This window comes from Saccharospirillaceae bacterium (assembly GCA_022448365.1).
Taxonomy (GTDB): Bacteria; Pseudomonadota; Gammaproteobacteria; order Pseudomonadales; family Oceanobacteraceae; genus Bacterioplanoides.
On the sequence record JAKVCS010000005.1, the window covers coordinates 300,056 to 314,868 of the forward strand.

Genomic DNA, 14,813 nt, shown 5'->3' on the forward strand with positions numbered 1-14,813 from the left:
GATTGAACGCAGCAGGAAAGCAACCAGGATGGTTGCTCAAGATACGGAAATCACATAATAGGAGTAACCCATGGAAGAACGAGCAGAAAATAATAAGAAGCTAATCCGGCAGTTTATTGAACTCACCTGGAACCAAAAACGCTTTAATCTGGCTAATTCGTTAGTCGCTCCGGAATTTACTTATCATGCCAGCATGATTGATCATCCGATGACTTTGCAGAATATGGGGGTTGTGGTGCAGACGATTCAGGACGCATTTGATGATTTCACCATAGCGATTGATGAGCTGGTGGCCGAAGGTAATCAGGTGGTGTCACAATCCACCTTCAGCGGCACGCTGGTTAAACCTTTCATGGGATTTGAGCCAACCGATCGCTTGCTGGCACTCAACGCCGTCACTTTCTGGAAAATCCGCCAGGGTGTTATTCAGTCTGGCCATTCGCTTCTTGATACCGCAGATTTGATGCACCAGGCCGCAGGTATCATGGGTAAGAAGCAGAGTCTGGCGGTTATCTGAAGCCGCCATTGCCCCGACTAATGGTTGGCCAGCTCGAGAATCAAATCCCATTGATCTTCGCTAACCGGCTGCACTGATAACCTGCCGCGGTTGAGCAGTACCATATCGACCAGCGCAGGGCAGTTCTTGAGTTCTTTCAGCGTTACGGTTCTGGCAAGTGGCCGGACTGCTTCTACTTCGACGGTAATCCAGCGCGGATTCTTCAGCGACGATTTCGGATCGTAATAATCGGAAGCCGGATCGAGCGCAGTTGGGTCTGTGATTCCCGTTGCCGTGATACGACAAACCCCGACAACTCCAGGATTTTTACAACTTGAGTGGTAGAAAAATGCCAGGTCTCCGGATTTAAATTCATCCCTAAGTAGGTTTCTTGCTTGATAATTGCGCACTCCATCCCATAATGTGCGCTGATTCGGCGCACTTTCAAGATCAGAATAACTATAAGCGTCGGGCTCGGACTTGAGTAACCAGTAATTCATTAGCTTGTTGTGTTGAGAAACGGATTGGTGCGGCTTTTGCTCAGCCTATCATCGTATTGTCATCGCTGCGAATCAGAATACTGGCGCAGAATAATTATTACAGCACTGAGGCAATCATAAGCTTCAGGCTCCGGGCAGTTTTATTTTGGGGAAGTAGATACATGAAGAAACCAGACCTGTTGGTGTTCCTGACCATCATCGTAGCGTTAGGCGCTGCTGTTACCGGCATGACCGCTGAGCATAAACGCCCAGCTCATGTGATCGCTGCAGAGAGCAGTATTCGTTAGCCAATGAACTCAGAAACGGCGGAAGGCAGCTTCAGTTGCAATGGCTGTGAGCGGAATATCCCAGGCTTCGGCGGGCAATTGCGGCAATTGCTGAAATTCGTAGGCGCAGCCTATTAATGCAGGTTTATGCCCAGGCAAGTGCATGAATTCCAGTGTGCGATCGTAATATCCGCCACCCATACCCAAGCGATTGCCATGTTGGTCGAAGGCAACCAGAGGTAAGCAAACGGTGCTCAGGTAGCGTGCATTGGCATGTTGACCAAAGCGGAAATCCGGCTCGCTGATACCGTAACGATTGCGCCTCATGCGGGTGTTTCGGCAATAACGAATAAAACGCAGATGGCCCTTTCTGAGCGGGTGTAATACCGGCAGAAAAATCTGTTTTCCTCGCTGTTCCAGATCTTCACAGACTCGTGCAGGGTCAATTTCACCGTCATTACTCAAGTACAGGGCGACTCGTTTGCCAGCCATAAACTGACTGCTTTTCCGTAATGTTGATAACAGGCCGCGGGCAGCACTCTGGCGGCGACGCAAGGGTAAGTTACGGCGCTTGTTGCGGATCAGTTTACGCAAATCAGATTTGTTCATGGATTGAGACAACAGAAGAAAAGAATGGAGCTCCCCACTGTGCCGCTGTCATAAATAAAGGCCTTGAACCCTGTGGTCCAAGGTGGCAGGCCAGACATCAAATTAGGCTTTCCGTCGAGCGGACATGCACACATTAACGAATGAACCTTCCATAATAAAAAGCATCGGCTCAGGTCTTTATTGACTGGCTAACACCCCAGGGAGCGCGGAAAAGTATAACAAAATTGGCGGGTTGTGGAGGCTGTTTTTGTTGCAGAAATACGGAGATTTTGTAGCTTTTTTGCTTGACCTGAAATGCGATTTCAGGAAGTGCTTCAATGTTGTGGGCCGGTCTGCGAGTTGCGGCCGTCCCTTTTCAGCGGGTGGCTTGAGCGTTCTGATGATGCCGATCAGAGCTCCAGTTGTGAATCTTTATCCAAAGCATCATCAATCATCTGATGAATCTTATCCAGACGATCATTTTGATGGCCTTGCTGCTGCTGCATTTCCAGCAGGTCGTGAGCCAGGTTCAGAGCGGCGATCACCGCAATACGGTCTGTGCCCAGTACCTTGCCAGCGGTTGAACTGGCGTTCTTTATTTCGACCATTTTTTCGTTCAGATAACGCGCGGCATCTTTCAACTGAGCTTCGGCACCATCCGGGCAATTCACCCGATAGTCACGATCAAGGATATTAAGTTCCAGAGTTTTCGCGTTAGCCACTGTTGCGCTCCAGCGTTTGCAGGCGGTTGATCATTTCGTTCACTTTGCGACGGGCAATCTCGTTTTGCTGAGTCAGCTTGGCACGTTCGGATTGCCACGACGCTTCAGCCGCACGCATCGCACGGTTCTGCTCGCGCAATTCATCCTGAACGCGCAGCAGCTTCTCGATTTTTTGTTGCAAATGTTGCAGTTGTAAATCTTGCATCGTCTTAACTATAAACAGCATGACCGGTTGAGCTCACTACTATAAGAGGCTGTTACCGGATGGGTCAATTGCAGTAACGCATCAGCGATCGTTTGCTGCCGCGAATATTTCTCCGCCATCGCTCTGCGCCAATGTTAGAATAAGGCATTTTTATAAGCCCTGTTTGAGTTTCCCGTATGAATATCGACTTTTCCGACATCGCTGACATTTGGCTGGAGTCGCGCTGTTACCAAACCCCTTCGGCATTGCACGGTTGGTTGACTGGATATTTGAGTGCCGGAGCGCGGTTAACGACCGATAAATGGCTGCGTGAAGCTGAAGATTATCTGGAGCTGGATGAAGCGCCCCAGGATAAGTTGAAAGCCGCGCTGGTCGATTTTTATGACCAGGTGTTAAAGGGTCTGAGTGGTGAAGATATGAGCTATCAGCCGTTATTGCCACCCGATGACGAAGCGGATGTGGTTGAACAGGTTGATTGCCTGGCCGAATGGAGTAAAGGCTTCCTCGATGGTATTGGCGCTTCCGGCAAATTGCAGGGCAATAAGCTGGCAGAAGACGTGACGGAGGTGTTGCGTGATTTGGATGCTTTCTCAAATGCCACCATTGAAGATCCGAAAGACCCGGATAATGAGGCGTTGTATCTGGAATTGGCAGAGCACGCCCGAATTTCTGCATTAACGGTGTTTTACGGTATGAACCAGAAACCCGCAGTAGAAACGGAACGCAAAACCCTGCACTGAGGCCCTTATGATCAAACTGGATTCCAGCGAATATGCCCGTCGTCGTCAACAGTTGATGGCGGCCATGAGCCCGAACTCGATTGCCATCGTTCCGACGGCGCCCCTGACCACCCGGAATCGGGATGTTGAGCACCCGTTTCGCCAGGATAGCGACTTTTATTACCTCAGCGGTTTTGCCGAAGAACACGCGGTGTTGGTTTTGGTACCGGGTCGTGAACACGGGGAATACGTGTTGTTTTGCCAGGAAAAAATCAAGGAGCAGGAAATCTGGACGGGTCGCCGTGTTGGTCCGGAAGCCGCTCCCGAGGTTTTGGGTGCTGATGACGCGTTCCCGATCACTGATATCGACGATATTCTGCCAGGCCTGCTTGAGGGCAAAGACCGGATTTACGCCAGCCTGGGTGTGCGCCAGGACTTTGATCATCAGCTGATGCAGTGGGTTAATCACATTAAAACTCAGGTGCGTAATGGCTCCACTCCGCCACGTGAGTTCAGTGCGCTGGATCATTTATTACATGAAATGCGTCTGATTAAAACAGAGGCTGAAATTGCAGTAATGAAAGCAGCAGCCGAAATCAGTGCCGAAGCACATAAGCGGGCCATGCAGATGGTTAAACCCGGCATGATGGAATATCAGCTGGAGGCAGAAATTCTGCGTACGTTCATGGCGGCAGGCAGTCGCTGGCCGGCTTATCCATCCATCGTGGGTACGGGCGACAACGCTTGTATCCTGCACTACACCCAGAACACCGATGAGATCAAAGACGGTGATCTGATTCTGATCGATGCCGGTTGTGAGTTGGATTATTACGCCGCAGATATTACCCGTACCTTCCCGGCAAACGGCACATTCAGCGCCCCACAAAAAGCGTTATACCAGTTGGTGTTGGATGCTCAGATTGCCGCTATTGAACAGGTAAAACCGGGTAATCACTGGAATCAGCCTCATGAAGCTGCGGTCCGTGTGCTGGTGGCTGGTTTACTGGAGCTGGGTCTGCTCGAAGGTGATGCCGATGCAATCATTCAGGAAGAAAAGTATCGCCAGTTTTACATGCATAAAACCGGACACTGGTTGGGTATGGATGTGCACGATGTCGGGGAATACCGTATTGACGGCGAGTGGCGCGAGCTTGAGCCGGGCATGGTATTAACGATTGAGCCGGGTCTGTATGTGAGTCCCGACGATGACACCGTGGATGAGCAATGGCGTGGCATTGGTATCCGCATCGAAGATGATGTGGTGGTGACCAAAGGTGGCTGTCAGGTATTGACTGTTGATGTGCCAAAGGCCATTGATGCCATTGAAGATTTGATGGCCTGATTGATCAGTATTGTCAGTCAACAATGCTGGTGACACGTTCTTGTTTTAACCGCTGGAGTGAACGAGTAAAACAATGAGTACCGAACACAAAGTTGATATCGCGATACTCGGTGCAGGCATGGTCGGCGCCAGTCTGATACATTTGTTGCGTCAGTCGCGCGAGCAAGGTTTAACGATCGGGTTGATTGATCGACAACCACTGATCAGTGAAGACTGGTCCCAGGATATCAGTCAGCGCCCACCCAGCTTTGATGGCCGGGCTACGGCATTATCCTATGGTACGCAGCAGCTGTTCGAGAAACTGAACCTGTGGAAAAACATTCAGCCTGCGGCCTGCGCTATAGAGCACATTCAGGTATCGGATCGGGGTCACTTTGGTCAGGCACACCTGCATGCGGCTGAGCAAAACACCGAAGCCCTGGGCTATGTCATAGAGAACGCTGCTCTCGGCCAGGGGTTGTTAGCCGATGCAGAAGAGCTGGCGAACGTTGAGTTGTTTGCACCTGCCGTGGCGGAAAAGGTACGTATGAATGCCAACGGTGCGGAATTAAGCTTCGCCGATGGGCACACACTGCAAACTCAGTTATTGATCATGGCGGACGGTGGTCGTTCTCTGCTGGCGTCCCAATTGGGTATTCAGCATTCACGAAAAGCCTACGGCACCCACGCATTGGTCACTCAAATTGAATGTGACAGCGATCATCAGCACTGGGCGTATGAACGCTTCAGCAGTGACGGTCCAATTGCGTTTCTGCCACTGCAGAAGCGATGTTTTGCGTTAGTCTGGACCATAAATGACGACGAAATCGATGCCGTTAAATCACTGAACGACGATCAGTTTTTACAGCGTCTGCAACAGCAAATTGGTATGCGTTTGGGTAAGTTTATCCGCGTTGGTGAGCGGGTGAGTTATCCGTTGGCGTTGGTTCAGGGTAAAGAGCAGGTGCGGCGCTCTCTGGTGCTGTTAGGAAATGCTGCACATAGCTTGCACCCGGTGGCAGGCCAGGGGTTTAACCTGGCACTGAGAGATGCCGCGGTATTGGCGGAACATCTGAATCGCGCGTTTGCTAATGGCGAAAATCTCGGCGACCTGAACCTGCTTCAGGCCTACGAACGGCAGCAACAAGCTGACCAGCGCAATACCATTGTTGCCAGCGATGCTCTGCCAAAACTGTTTGGCAGCAAAAATTCGGCGATGACTTTTGTACGCGATGCCGGGTTGTTAAGTCTTGCGGCAGCACCAACGGCGCGCCGCTTATTCGCCCGCCATGCCATGGGACTCGGACACAAGGCAGCAGCTTTATAAGAGATGCTTATGAACGATAAACACTACGACGTTGTAATTGTGGGTGCTGGTCTGGTCGGACAGGCGATTGCTGCAACGATCCTGATGCAGCAGGAGAGGCAGTCCTCACGCAAAACACTGTCAATGGCCGTGATCGATCCGACACACGTTTCAGAGCCGCCATTATCAACCCAGCTGGACGATTACGATCTGCGTGTCAGTGCACTCACCGCGCAGACTCAGCAGTTATTGGCGGATCTCGGTGCCTGGCAGAAAATCCCGGCGGAGGCATTAAGCCCATACACCGAGATGAGGGTGTGGGATGGTGAAGGTACTGGCGCGGTCAATTTTGCTGCAGCGGATCTGCATGTCGATAACCTCGGACATATTGTTGAAAACCGTCAGACGTTATGGGCGCTACAACAAGTATTGAACGATGCCGGTGTCGAATTTATTCATCAGCCGGTGCGTTATCTCGACAATCGTAATGCCAATGGCAACACGCCGGTTGTGTTGGGTAATGGTGACACCGTACAGACGCAATTGGTGATTGGTGCCGATGGCGCACTATCAAAGGTTCGCCAGTGGGTCGGTTTGCCAACCCGCGAATGGGATTATCAGCAGCATGCGATCGTGGCTTCGGTTGAGTGTGAAAAGCCGGTTGCTGCTACCGCTTGGCAACGCTTCCGCCAGCAAGGGCCATTGGCTTTTTTACCATTAGCTAACCATCCGAACTTTGCCTCTATCGTTTGGTCAACCACTCCTGAGGAGGCCGAGGAGCTGCTGGCGCTGGATGATGGGGCGTTCAGTAACGCGTTGGAGCAAGCGTTTGAAGGTCGTTTGGGCAGCATTGTTTCTGTCTCAAAACGATTGGCTTTTCCATTACGTCAGCGCCACGCCAAAGACTATTGGTGTGACGGTGTGGTGTTAGCTGGTGATGCTGCGCACTCGATTCACCCGCTGGCCGGCCAGGGCGTTAACCTTGGTTTTAAAGATGCCGCGGTCTTAGCAGAAGAGTTGGTGCGAGGTTTCAATAAGGGGCTGGATCTGGGGAGTGCGGCAGTGTTAGGTCGCTACCAGCGTCGTCGCCAGACGGATAACCTGGTTACAATGGCGGCAATGCAGGGGTTCAGAGAGTTGTTTGGTGCCGAGGCCCCAATGGTTCGCTTGTTGCGTAACGAAGGGATGCGCTGGTTCGATAAGCTGCTACCGGTGAAGCAACATATCATGCAGCAGGCAATGGGATTAAAAAACTAGCCCTGGCTAGCTGCGTCGCCACGACCGCCTTGCCACACCTCTGTAATGACTCACTGGCAAAGCGGTAGCTCACTTTAGTGTGGCCAGAGCGGGAGTGAGAGTTCTTTTAAACACTCTGCCTTTCACGATGTATTTTTGCCTTATTCTGACTGTGAAATCTGCAAAAATTCGCAGGTTTCTATGAGGATCGGGTCAGCGGTAATTCTGCATGCCAATGCCCATTTCAGAAAAATTCGCTTCCATTTGTTCCAGGTCGTACTCACCTAAGCCCAGGTAGGTCAGAACCTCATCCCCGAATGTTTGCCATTCGTGGTCTTCACGTTGTTTGCCGAGAATGCGGTAATTGCCACAGATATGCTCGGACATTTTGAGAATGCCGAGCAGCGTTTTCAGTTCCGAGTCTTTTTGGTTGGTGCAGTTAAAATAACGACCGACGTTATGATGTTCAGCTACAACGTCACAAAGAATCTTCGGTAGTTTCCATGACTTTGCTGTGTAATAGCCAATGACTGCATGATTGGTATTCAGCAGCTGGTTCTCGATATCAATCACCCGTTGGGCGGGGTCATGGGCGTAGGATTTCTCCATTACCTCCAGATAGTTATCGAAGCGGGCCATCAATAACGGGATTCCACAATTGTGAAATAGCCCAAGCAGGTAGGCTAAATCCGGGTTGGGATAACCCACTTGCTTGGCAATCTGGGTGGCGACCTGAGAGATATCGGTGGCGGTGTCCCAGAAGCGGTTCATATTCACAATGGTTTCATCACTCATCTGGCTTTTAATCGAAACGCCATTGATGATATTGACCACACTGTTCAGACCAATCAGATTAACGGCCTGTTCTACCGAGGTAATACGATTGCTGAGTCCGTAAAACGGCGAATTGACCACTTTTAACACGGTGCCTGCCAGGCCAACGTCCTGGCTGATCAGTTTGGAAATTGAACCCATATCCGGATCTGGCATCAGCTGCTCGATCTGTAGATCCACAAGAATCTGTGGCTGTGGCGGGATGCGGATACCTTGCAGGATTCGTTTGATTTGCTCTTCGCTGAGTTCCTGAGACATATCTGTGAGTGTTTGCTGGCTGTGATGTTTCAAGTTTAGGATAAATTTCAGACTTGGTATGTGGCGCTTTGTTATCTCAAATGTCTTTATGTAATAGGCGATTTTTTACTCAGTAGGGGTATATAATGCGCCGCCGTTTTACTGTGCCCTTGTGCAACCTCTGAGGATCTTATGCTTGCTTCCCTGCGCCTTAAAAATAAAGCCGAACGTCGCCTTAAAGGTGGTCATCTTTGGGTGTATTCCAATGAGGTTGATACCCAGCAAACGCCCCTGAAAGGTCTGCAGCCGGGTCAGGAAGTGGTGATTGAAGCGGCTAACGGCAAAGCTCTGGGTCGTGCGATTGTCAGTCCGGAGCAGCTTATTTGCGCGCGTCTGATCAGTCGCGACAGTAAACAAACATTAGATGGTTCATTGATTGTGCATCGTCTGAAAGTCGCCATGAGCAGCCGCGAATTATGGTACCCACACCATTGTTACCGCTGGGTTTATGGCGATAGTGATGGTCTGCCAGGCCTGGTGATTGATCGCTTTGGCGCGGTAGTTGTGATTCAGATCTCTAATATGGCGATGGAGTTACGTCGCCAGGAGATCGTTGATGCGGTGCTTAAAGTTGCCAAACCGGACACCATCGTACTGAAGAACGACGGCAAGTTGCGCGCAGTGGAAGGTCTGGAAGAATACGTTGAGATTGTTCATGGTGAGCTGGAAGATAACTGTGCGCCATTGATCGAAAACGACACCAGCTTTATGGCACCGGTTATCCATGGCCAAAAAACCGGTTGGTTCTATGATCACCGGGAAAACCGCGCTGTGCTGAATCGTCTGGTGAACGGTAAGCGGGTACTGGATGTGTTCAGCTACGTTGGTGGCTGGGGTGTGCAGGCGGCCAACCATGGTGCCAGTGAAGTACATTGCATTGATGCATCTGGCCAGGCGCTGGACTGGGTTGAGCAGAATGCGGCGCTGAATGGCGTAGAGGAGAAATTACATTGCTGGGAAGGTGACGCGTTTCAGGCAATGAAACAACTGAAAGATGCCGGCGAGAAGTTCGATGTTGTTGTCGTTGATCCTCCGGCATTTATTCCGCGCCGCAAAGACATTAAGGCGGGTGAGCAAGCTTACCGCCGCCTGAATCAGCTGGCGATGCGGTTACTAAATAAAGACGGCTTGCTGGTGGCCGGTTCCTGCTCAATGCATCTGGGTGATGATCGCCTGCCGGATATGTTGCGTATTCTGGGGCGGGAGCTGGATCGTGAGGTAATGATTCAGCACCTGGGTAGCCAGGGGGCCGATCATCCGGTGTTACCAGCGATTGCTGAAACCCGGTACCTGAAAGCCGTCTTTGCCCGCGTTCTGCCTACCCGATAGCAAGCTGAATAAAAACATAAGGCTGGGTGACGAATCAGTGCCTGGCCAGATCCTCGCTGCGTGGTAACCGCAGACTCAAACTGGCGGCCGACTTCTCCAGCAGCGACAGCAGACCAATAAACTGCTGACGTACCTGTTGGTTGACTGCCGCGCTCGCCAGCCCTTGTTCCTGCCACAGCGTCAGAGTCTGTTGCAGTTCGGCAAATTGTTGTTGCCAGTGCAGCTGCAGCTCTGCGTTCAGCAAACTGATGATTGCCGTTGGCTGCTCCGCTGTTCCAAGCATCAGGGTTTTCAGCCCATTGTTGATAGCAATAATGTCATCGATACCGGTATTGCTGAATTCACTGCTGTTGGTTCCGAGGCGACGGTCGAGCAGTTCTTTCGATAGCAGCGACTGGCCGGCCATCATTGCCGCAAGTAACGCCTGATTCGGTTGTGTTTTGTTCAACAGCTCGGTGTAGTAACCATTACTTGGTTGCCAGCGGCGTTGCAGACGATGCAGTTGCTCAAGCAATTGATCAGACAGCAACTGCAGGTACTGGCGACGGCGATTATGATTCTGAATTTTGGGTAGGGTGGGTGCTGTTGTGTCCAGGCTTCTGTCGTCTTGTTGGCCGCTGTTTCCTTCGCTTGGCATGAGCACCGGAGCCGTATTTTCTTTGGCGACAAAGTCGCCGGCCTCACGATCACCATTTGCGCCCCAAAGCATAAACTCCATTGGATGGTATCCAAGGCTTGCGTAACTGGGATCGGAAAAGCCATGTTGAGCCAGCAGGCTTTTTTCATTCAGCTCCAGTGACAGATCATTAACAATACCGCTGAACGGATAGCCGGGCACATGATCAATGTAACCACCTTCGATTGGCCAGCTGTCCAGTAATACCACGGTGGTTTTGTAGTCGATTCCTTTCTGGCGCCATTCAACCGGATCTTTTACCGGCAGATAGGTGTAGACCAAGGTGTTCAGATAAGCGTCGTAAGCCTGGCGCCATGCGCTTTGCACCCGTACTAAATTCGTTGCATCGGGCTGGTGTAAAAACGCTGAAAGGCGCTGGTCGAGCTGCTGCGCTTGCTGTGTGGCGTGAGATAAACTGGTGTAGGCGCTCAAGCCGAGAAATGAGTGAAAACTACTGGCGTCAACCGTCTGCTCAGCACTGTCGCGGGTGGCTTTGACGGCGGTGTTGGATGACACCGAGGTGTTGCTCTTCTCGCAGCCAGAAATAACGATGGCTGCCAGAAGCAAAGCTGTACGAGTGTTGCGGCTGAGCGCGGCCATGCTGACGTTCTCCGTTACAGACACAGGCTGATGATGGGCCAGTTCTGTTCTGTTGCGCGTTGTTTCAGGGTGTCATCCGGGTCAACTGCTACCGGGTGATCGACTTTCTCTAACAGCGGTAGATCATTATGGGAGTCGCTGTAGAAGTAGCTGCCATCAAGATCGAGCTGTTGATCAGCCAGCCAGTCCAGCAGACGGGTAACTTTGCCCTGCTGGAAGCTAGGAATACCTACTATGCCACCAGTATAAGCGTCGTCAATAAACTCGGGCTGTGGCGCGATGATATGGTCAATACCAAGAATGCCGGCGATGGGTTCAGTAACAAAACCATTGGTGGCGGTGATGATCAACAGCGTATCACCGGCTTCTTTGTGTTTGCTGATCAGGTCACGGCTCTTCTGGCTGATCAGTGGTTTGATGCGTTCCTGCAGAAAACGTTCACGCTCCGCCAGCATCAACGCCAGCGGATGCTCTGTCAGCGGCTTCAGAGCAAATGCCAGGTATTCCTGAATATCCAGAGTGCCCGCTTTGTATTGTTCATAAAAGTGGTCATTGCGGCGCTGATGTTCTGCCGGGTCGACCAGATTGCGGTCTACCAGATATTGCCCCCAGGCGTGGTCGCTATCACCAGAGAGAAGCGTGTGGTCGAGATCAAAAATTGCTAATGCCAAAAGAGTCAGCCTCTTTACGAAACAAGATAAAAATAAATCGCTATTCTAAGGGCAAGACTGGATTCTTTCCTTATAATTATGGGTTTCTAACCGATATATGTTTACAACTTCCTGGTTCTAAAGAGTCTGTCGGCGCGAGTGGGCGGAAATCTCGCCTTTTACGCTCTAATACGGTGATTTACTTGACCTTTGCTTGGAAATCAGCAAGTTTTGGAAGCATATTAAACAGATACGGACGGCATTGTGATTGATGAACAGGGTTACCGCCCCAATGTCGGCATCATACTTTGTAACAACAAAGGTCAGGTGTTATGGGCGCGGAGAATTGGTCAAGATGCCTGGCAATTTCCCCAGGGGGGAATAAAAAAGGGTGAATCCCCGGAAAAGGCCTTGTATCGGGAACTGACTGAAGAAGTGGGTCTGACAAAAAAAGACGTGCAGATTATCGGCACTACCCGGGGCTGGCTAAGATACCGATTACCACGGCGTATGATTCGCCATGACAGTCACCCGGTGTGCGTCGGCCAAAAACAAAAATGGTATTTGCTGAAGTTGATCAGCGACGACTCCGCTATCAACGTTCGCGCCAGTGATAAGCCTGAGTTTGATGGCTGGAGCTGGGTCAGTTACTGGTTTCCACTGGGTAAAGTGGTGGCCTTCAAACGCGATGTTTACCGCCGTGCGATGACGGAGCTGGCTCCGCGCATTGCCAAATTGCAGCGCCATAACGGATAGCCTAATTACAGGTACAGGAAATTATGCTCGATATTCTCAGACGCATCGTTCAGGAGGTCAGTTCAGCGAATGATCTGACGGATGCCCTGAAGGTCGTTGTGGCTCGCATTCGTGAAGCCATGGAGACAGAGGTGTGTTCTGTTTACCTGTACGATCCCGACATCAAACAATACGTATTAATGGCCACCGAGGGTTTGAAGCAAGCAGCGGTTGGCCGCGTAACCTTAAGTTCCTCTCAGGGGCTGGTTGGCTTGGTTGGTGCCCGGGAAGAGCCGCTGAATATTGATGATGCGCCATCGCATCCCAAATTCCATTTTGTTTCTGAAACCGGTGAAGATCCGTTCCTGTCGTTTCTCGGTGTGCCCATTATTCATCACAAACGGCTGATGGGCGTGATGGTTGTGCAGCAGCGCGCGAGCCGCCAGTTTGATGAGAGCGAAGAAGCGTTTCTGGTAACCATGTCTGCCCAGCTGGCGGGTGTTATTGCTCATGCCGAGGCCACCGGCAATATTCTCGATTTACCCACCGAGAAATCCTCAAAGAAGAAAAAGAGTGCCCGCTTTAATGGCGCGCCGGGTGCACCGGGCGTTGGACTGGGCACTGCATTCGTCATTACGCCGGCCGCTGATCTGGCGTCGGTCACCGATAAAGAACCCAAAAGCATCGATCTTGAGCTGGAGCGGTTTGATAAGGCGCTCGAAGCCGCACGTAACGAAATCAAAAAGCTGGGAGGTCAGCTGAAAGGTGAGCTGCGGCCGGAAGAGATGGCGTTGTTTGACGTTTATCTCAATATGCTCGACGACAACGCGCTGGGGGCAGAAGTTAAAAATCGCATCCGTAATGGCAATTGGGCGCAGGGTGCATTGCGTGAAGTGGTAATGGAGTATGTTGGCCATTTTCAGTTGATGGAAGATGTTTACCTCCGTGAGCGGGCAACCGACATTCGTGATCTGGGTACACGGATTCTGGCCCATCTGCAGGGCAATGAAACCAGCACCAGTGAGGGCGATTTTCCAGATGACACCATTCTTGTCAGCGAGGAACTGACGCCTTCGATGTTGGGTGAAGTGCCATCCGATAAGTTACGTGGACTGGTATCAGTTAAGGGTTCCTCCAACTCCCACGTCGCCATTCTTGCGCGGGCCATGGGTATTCCAACTGTAATGGGGGTGGTCGATGTACCTTACGCACAGTTGCACGGCCTGGAACTGATTGTTGATGGTTATCGCGGATTACTGCTGTCGTCACCCAATCAAGAACTGCGTGAAGAATATCAGGCGATTTACCGTGACGAACAATTGTTGCAGCAGGATCTTGAAGGGCTGAAAGACCAACCGGCTGAAACTCTGGATGGTCATCGTATTCCGCTGTGGGTTAATACAGGCTTGATTACGGATGCGCTGCGCAGCCTCGATCGCGGCGCGGAAGGCGTGGGGCTCTACCGAACCGAAATTCCGTTTATGATGAAGGATCGTTTTCCAAGTGAAAGCGAACAACAGAAAACCTATCGACAGCAATTGGAGACGTTTGCGCCAGCGCCTGTCACCATGCGTACACTGGATATCGGTGGTGATAAGGCTTTGACTTACTTCCCGATTAATGAAGCTAATCCTTTCCTGGGTTGGCGAGGCATCCGGGTTACGCTCGATCACCCTGAAATCTTCCTGGTGCAGGTACGGGCCATGCTAAAAGCCAGCGAAGGCCTGAATAATCTGCGCATAATGTTGCCGATGATCAGCCACACCAGTGAAGTGGATGAAGCACTGCACCTGATCTATCGCGCCCATGCCGAAGTACAGGAAGAAGGTTTTCAGGTAGAGATGCCGGAAGTTGGTGTGATGATCGAAGTCCCCGGAGCGGTCTATCAGATTAAAGAGCTTGCTCAGCGTGTCGATTTCCTGTCGGTCGGCAGTAATGATTTGACTCAGTACCTGTTGGCGGTTGATCGTAATAATCCGCGCGTTGCCGATCTCTATCAGACGTTTCACCCTGCTGTATTAACTGCGTTAAAGAACATTGCGGAAGGCGCCCGTGATCAGAATACGCCGGTCAGTGTTTGTGGTGAGCTTGCCGGCAACCCGCTCGGAGCTGTGTTGCTGATGGCAATGGGTTATGACATGTTATCGATGAATTCGACGAATTTACTGAAGGTTAAGTCGGTCATGCGTGGTGTTAGTCTGAAATGGGCCAGACAGCTGTTGGATGAAGTGATGCAGATGGACAGCGCGCCGATTATTGTCGCAACGATTCAATTATCACTGGAAAAGGCTGGTTTTGGTCGGATCATCGGCCCACAGGGTGCAAAAAATTAA

The 14,813-nt window shown here is 51.2% G+C and carries 15 protein-coding genes and 1 other RNA gene; 8 read left to right on the plus strand and 8 right to left on the minus strand.

Annotated features, from left to right (window positions below):
* Positions 1–70: 70 nt before the first annotated feature.
* A complete protein-coding gene (locus MK185_15315; protein ID MCH2041998.1) occupies positions 71–517 on the plus strand; it encodes an ester cyclase in 447 nt (148 codons plus the stop codon).
* Between the two features lie 17 nt (positions 518–534).
* On the opposite strand, the gene MK185_15320 is transcribed toward MK185_15315, so the two are convergent.
* From MK185_15320 to MK185_15340, 5 genes are all read right to left on the minus strand, one after another.
* On the minus strand, positions 535–996 hold the full coding sequence (locus MK185_15320) for an EVE domain-containing protein (protein ID MCH2041999.1): 462 nt from the start codon (positions 994–996) through the stop codon (positions 535–537).
* Between the two features lie 296 nt (positions 997–1,292).
* Positions 1,293–1,871: a 5-formyltetrahydrofolate cyclo-ligase gene (locus MK185_15325; GenBank protein ID MCH2042000.1), complete on the minus strand. Its 579-nt coding sequence runs from the start codon at positions 1,869–1,871 to the stop codon at positions 1,293–1,295.
* A 27-nt stretch (positions 1,872–1,898) separates the two neighbouring features.
* Positions 1,899–2,077: non-coding RNA, 6S RNA (gene ssrS / locus MK185_15330), on the minus strand.
* A 183-nt stretch (positions 2,078–2,260) separates the two neighbouring features.
* Entirely contained in the window at positions 2,261–2,572 is a 312-nt protein-coding gene (locus MK185_15335) for a cell division protein ZapA (GenBank protein MCH2042001.1), read from the minus strand.
* Positions 2,565–2,777, minus strand: a complete 213-nt coding sequence (locus MK185_15340) for a TIGR02449 family protein (GenBank protein MCH2042002.1) — start codon at positions 2,775–2,777, stop codon at positions 2,565–2,567. Before MK185_15340 ends, MK185_15335 begins: the two co-directional genes overlap by 8 nt.
* Positions 2,778–2,953: 176 nt before the next feature.
* Between MK185_15340 and MK185_15345 the strand changes: the two genes are divergently transcribed.
* From MK185_15345 to MK185_15360, 4 genes are all read left to right on the plus strand, one after another.
* The gene (locus MK185_15345; protein ID MCH2042003.1) at positions 2,954–3,517 is read left to right on the plus strand and encodes a UPF0149 family protein; all 564 of its coding nucleotides are present in this window, start codon (positions 2,954–2,956) and stop codon (positions 3,515–3,517) included.
* Positions 3,518–3,524: 7 nt separating this feature from the next.
* Positions 3,525–4,838: a Xaa-Pro aminopeptidase gene (gene pepP / locus MK185_15350; protein ID MCH2042004.1), complete on the plus strand. Its 1,314-nt coding sequence runs from the start codon at positions 3,525–3,527 to the stop codon at positions 4,836–4,838.
* A 73-nt stretch (positions 4,839–4,911) separates the two neighbouring features.
* A complete protein-coding gene (gene ubiH / locus MK185_15355; protein MCH2042005.1) occupies positions 4,912–6,144 on the plus strand; it encodes a 2-octaprenyl-6-methoxyphenyl hydroxylase in 1,233 nt (410 codons plus the stop codon).
* 9 nt (positions 6,145–6,153) lie between these two features.
* On the plus strand, positions 6,154–7,380 hold the full coding sequence (locus MK185_15360) for a UbiH/UbiF/VisC/COQ6 family ubiquinone biosynthesis hydroxylase (protein ID MCH2042006.1): 1,227 nt from the start codon (positions 6,154–6,156) through the stop codon (positions 7,378–7,380).
* Positions 7,381–7,572: 192 nt separating this feature from the next.
* Here MK185_15360 and MK185_15365 read toward each other — a convergent pair whose 3' ends face one another.
* The gene (locus MK185_15365; protein MCH2042007.1) at positions 7,573–8,451 is read right to left on the minus strand and encodes an HDOD domain-containing protein; all 879 of its coding nucleotides are present in this window, start codon (positions 8,449–8,451) and stop codon (positions 7,573–7,575) included.
* Positions 8,452–8,622: 171 nt separating this feature from the next.
* Between MK185_15365 and MK185_15370 the strand changes: the two genes are divergently transcribed.
* The gene (locus tag MK185_15370; GenBank protein ID MCH2042008.1) at positions 8,623–9,819 is read left to right on the plus strand and encodes a class I SAM-dependent rRNA methyltransferase; all 1,197 of its coding nucleotides are present in this window, start codon (positions 8,623–8,625) and stop codon (positions 9,817–9,819) included.
* A 34-nt stretch (positions 9,820–9,853) separates the two neighbouring features.
* Here MK185_15370 and MK185_15375 read toward each other — a convergent pair whose 3' ends face one another.
* Together MK185_15375 and MK185_15380 are read right to left on the minus strand one after the other, a co-directional pair.
* Positions 9,854–11,095, minus strand: a complete 1,242-nt coding sequence (locus MK185_15375) for a hypothetical protein (GenBank protein MCH2042009.1) — start codon at positions 11,093–11,095, stop codon at positions 9,854–9,856.
* Positions 11,096–11,109: 14 nt separating this feature from the next.
* Positions 11,110–11,766, minus strand: a complete 657-nt coding sequence (locus MK185_15380; protein MCH2042010.1) for an HAD-IB family hydrolase — start codon at positions 11,764–11,766, stop codon at positions 11,110–11,112.
* A gap of 243 nt (positions 11,767–12,009) precedes the next feature.
* On the opposite strand from MK185_15380, the gene rppH reads away from it, so the two are divergent.
* Positions 12,010–12,501 carry an RNA pyrophosphohydrolase gene (gene rppH, locus MK185_15385; GenBank protein ID MCH2042011.1) on the plus strand — a complete coding sequence of 164 codons (492 nt, stop codon included), beginning with the start codon at positions 12,010–12,012 and terminating at the stop codon, positions 12,499–12,501.
* Positions 12,502–12,524: 23 nt separating this feature from the next.
* Positions 12,525–14,813 (plus strand): phosphoenolpyruvate--protein phosphotransferase, encoded by a 2,289-nt coding sequence (ptsP, locus tag MK185_15390; protein MCH2042012.1) that lies wholly within the window; start codon positions 12,525–12,527, stop codon positions 14,811–14,813.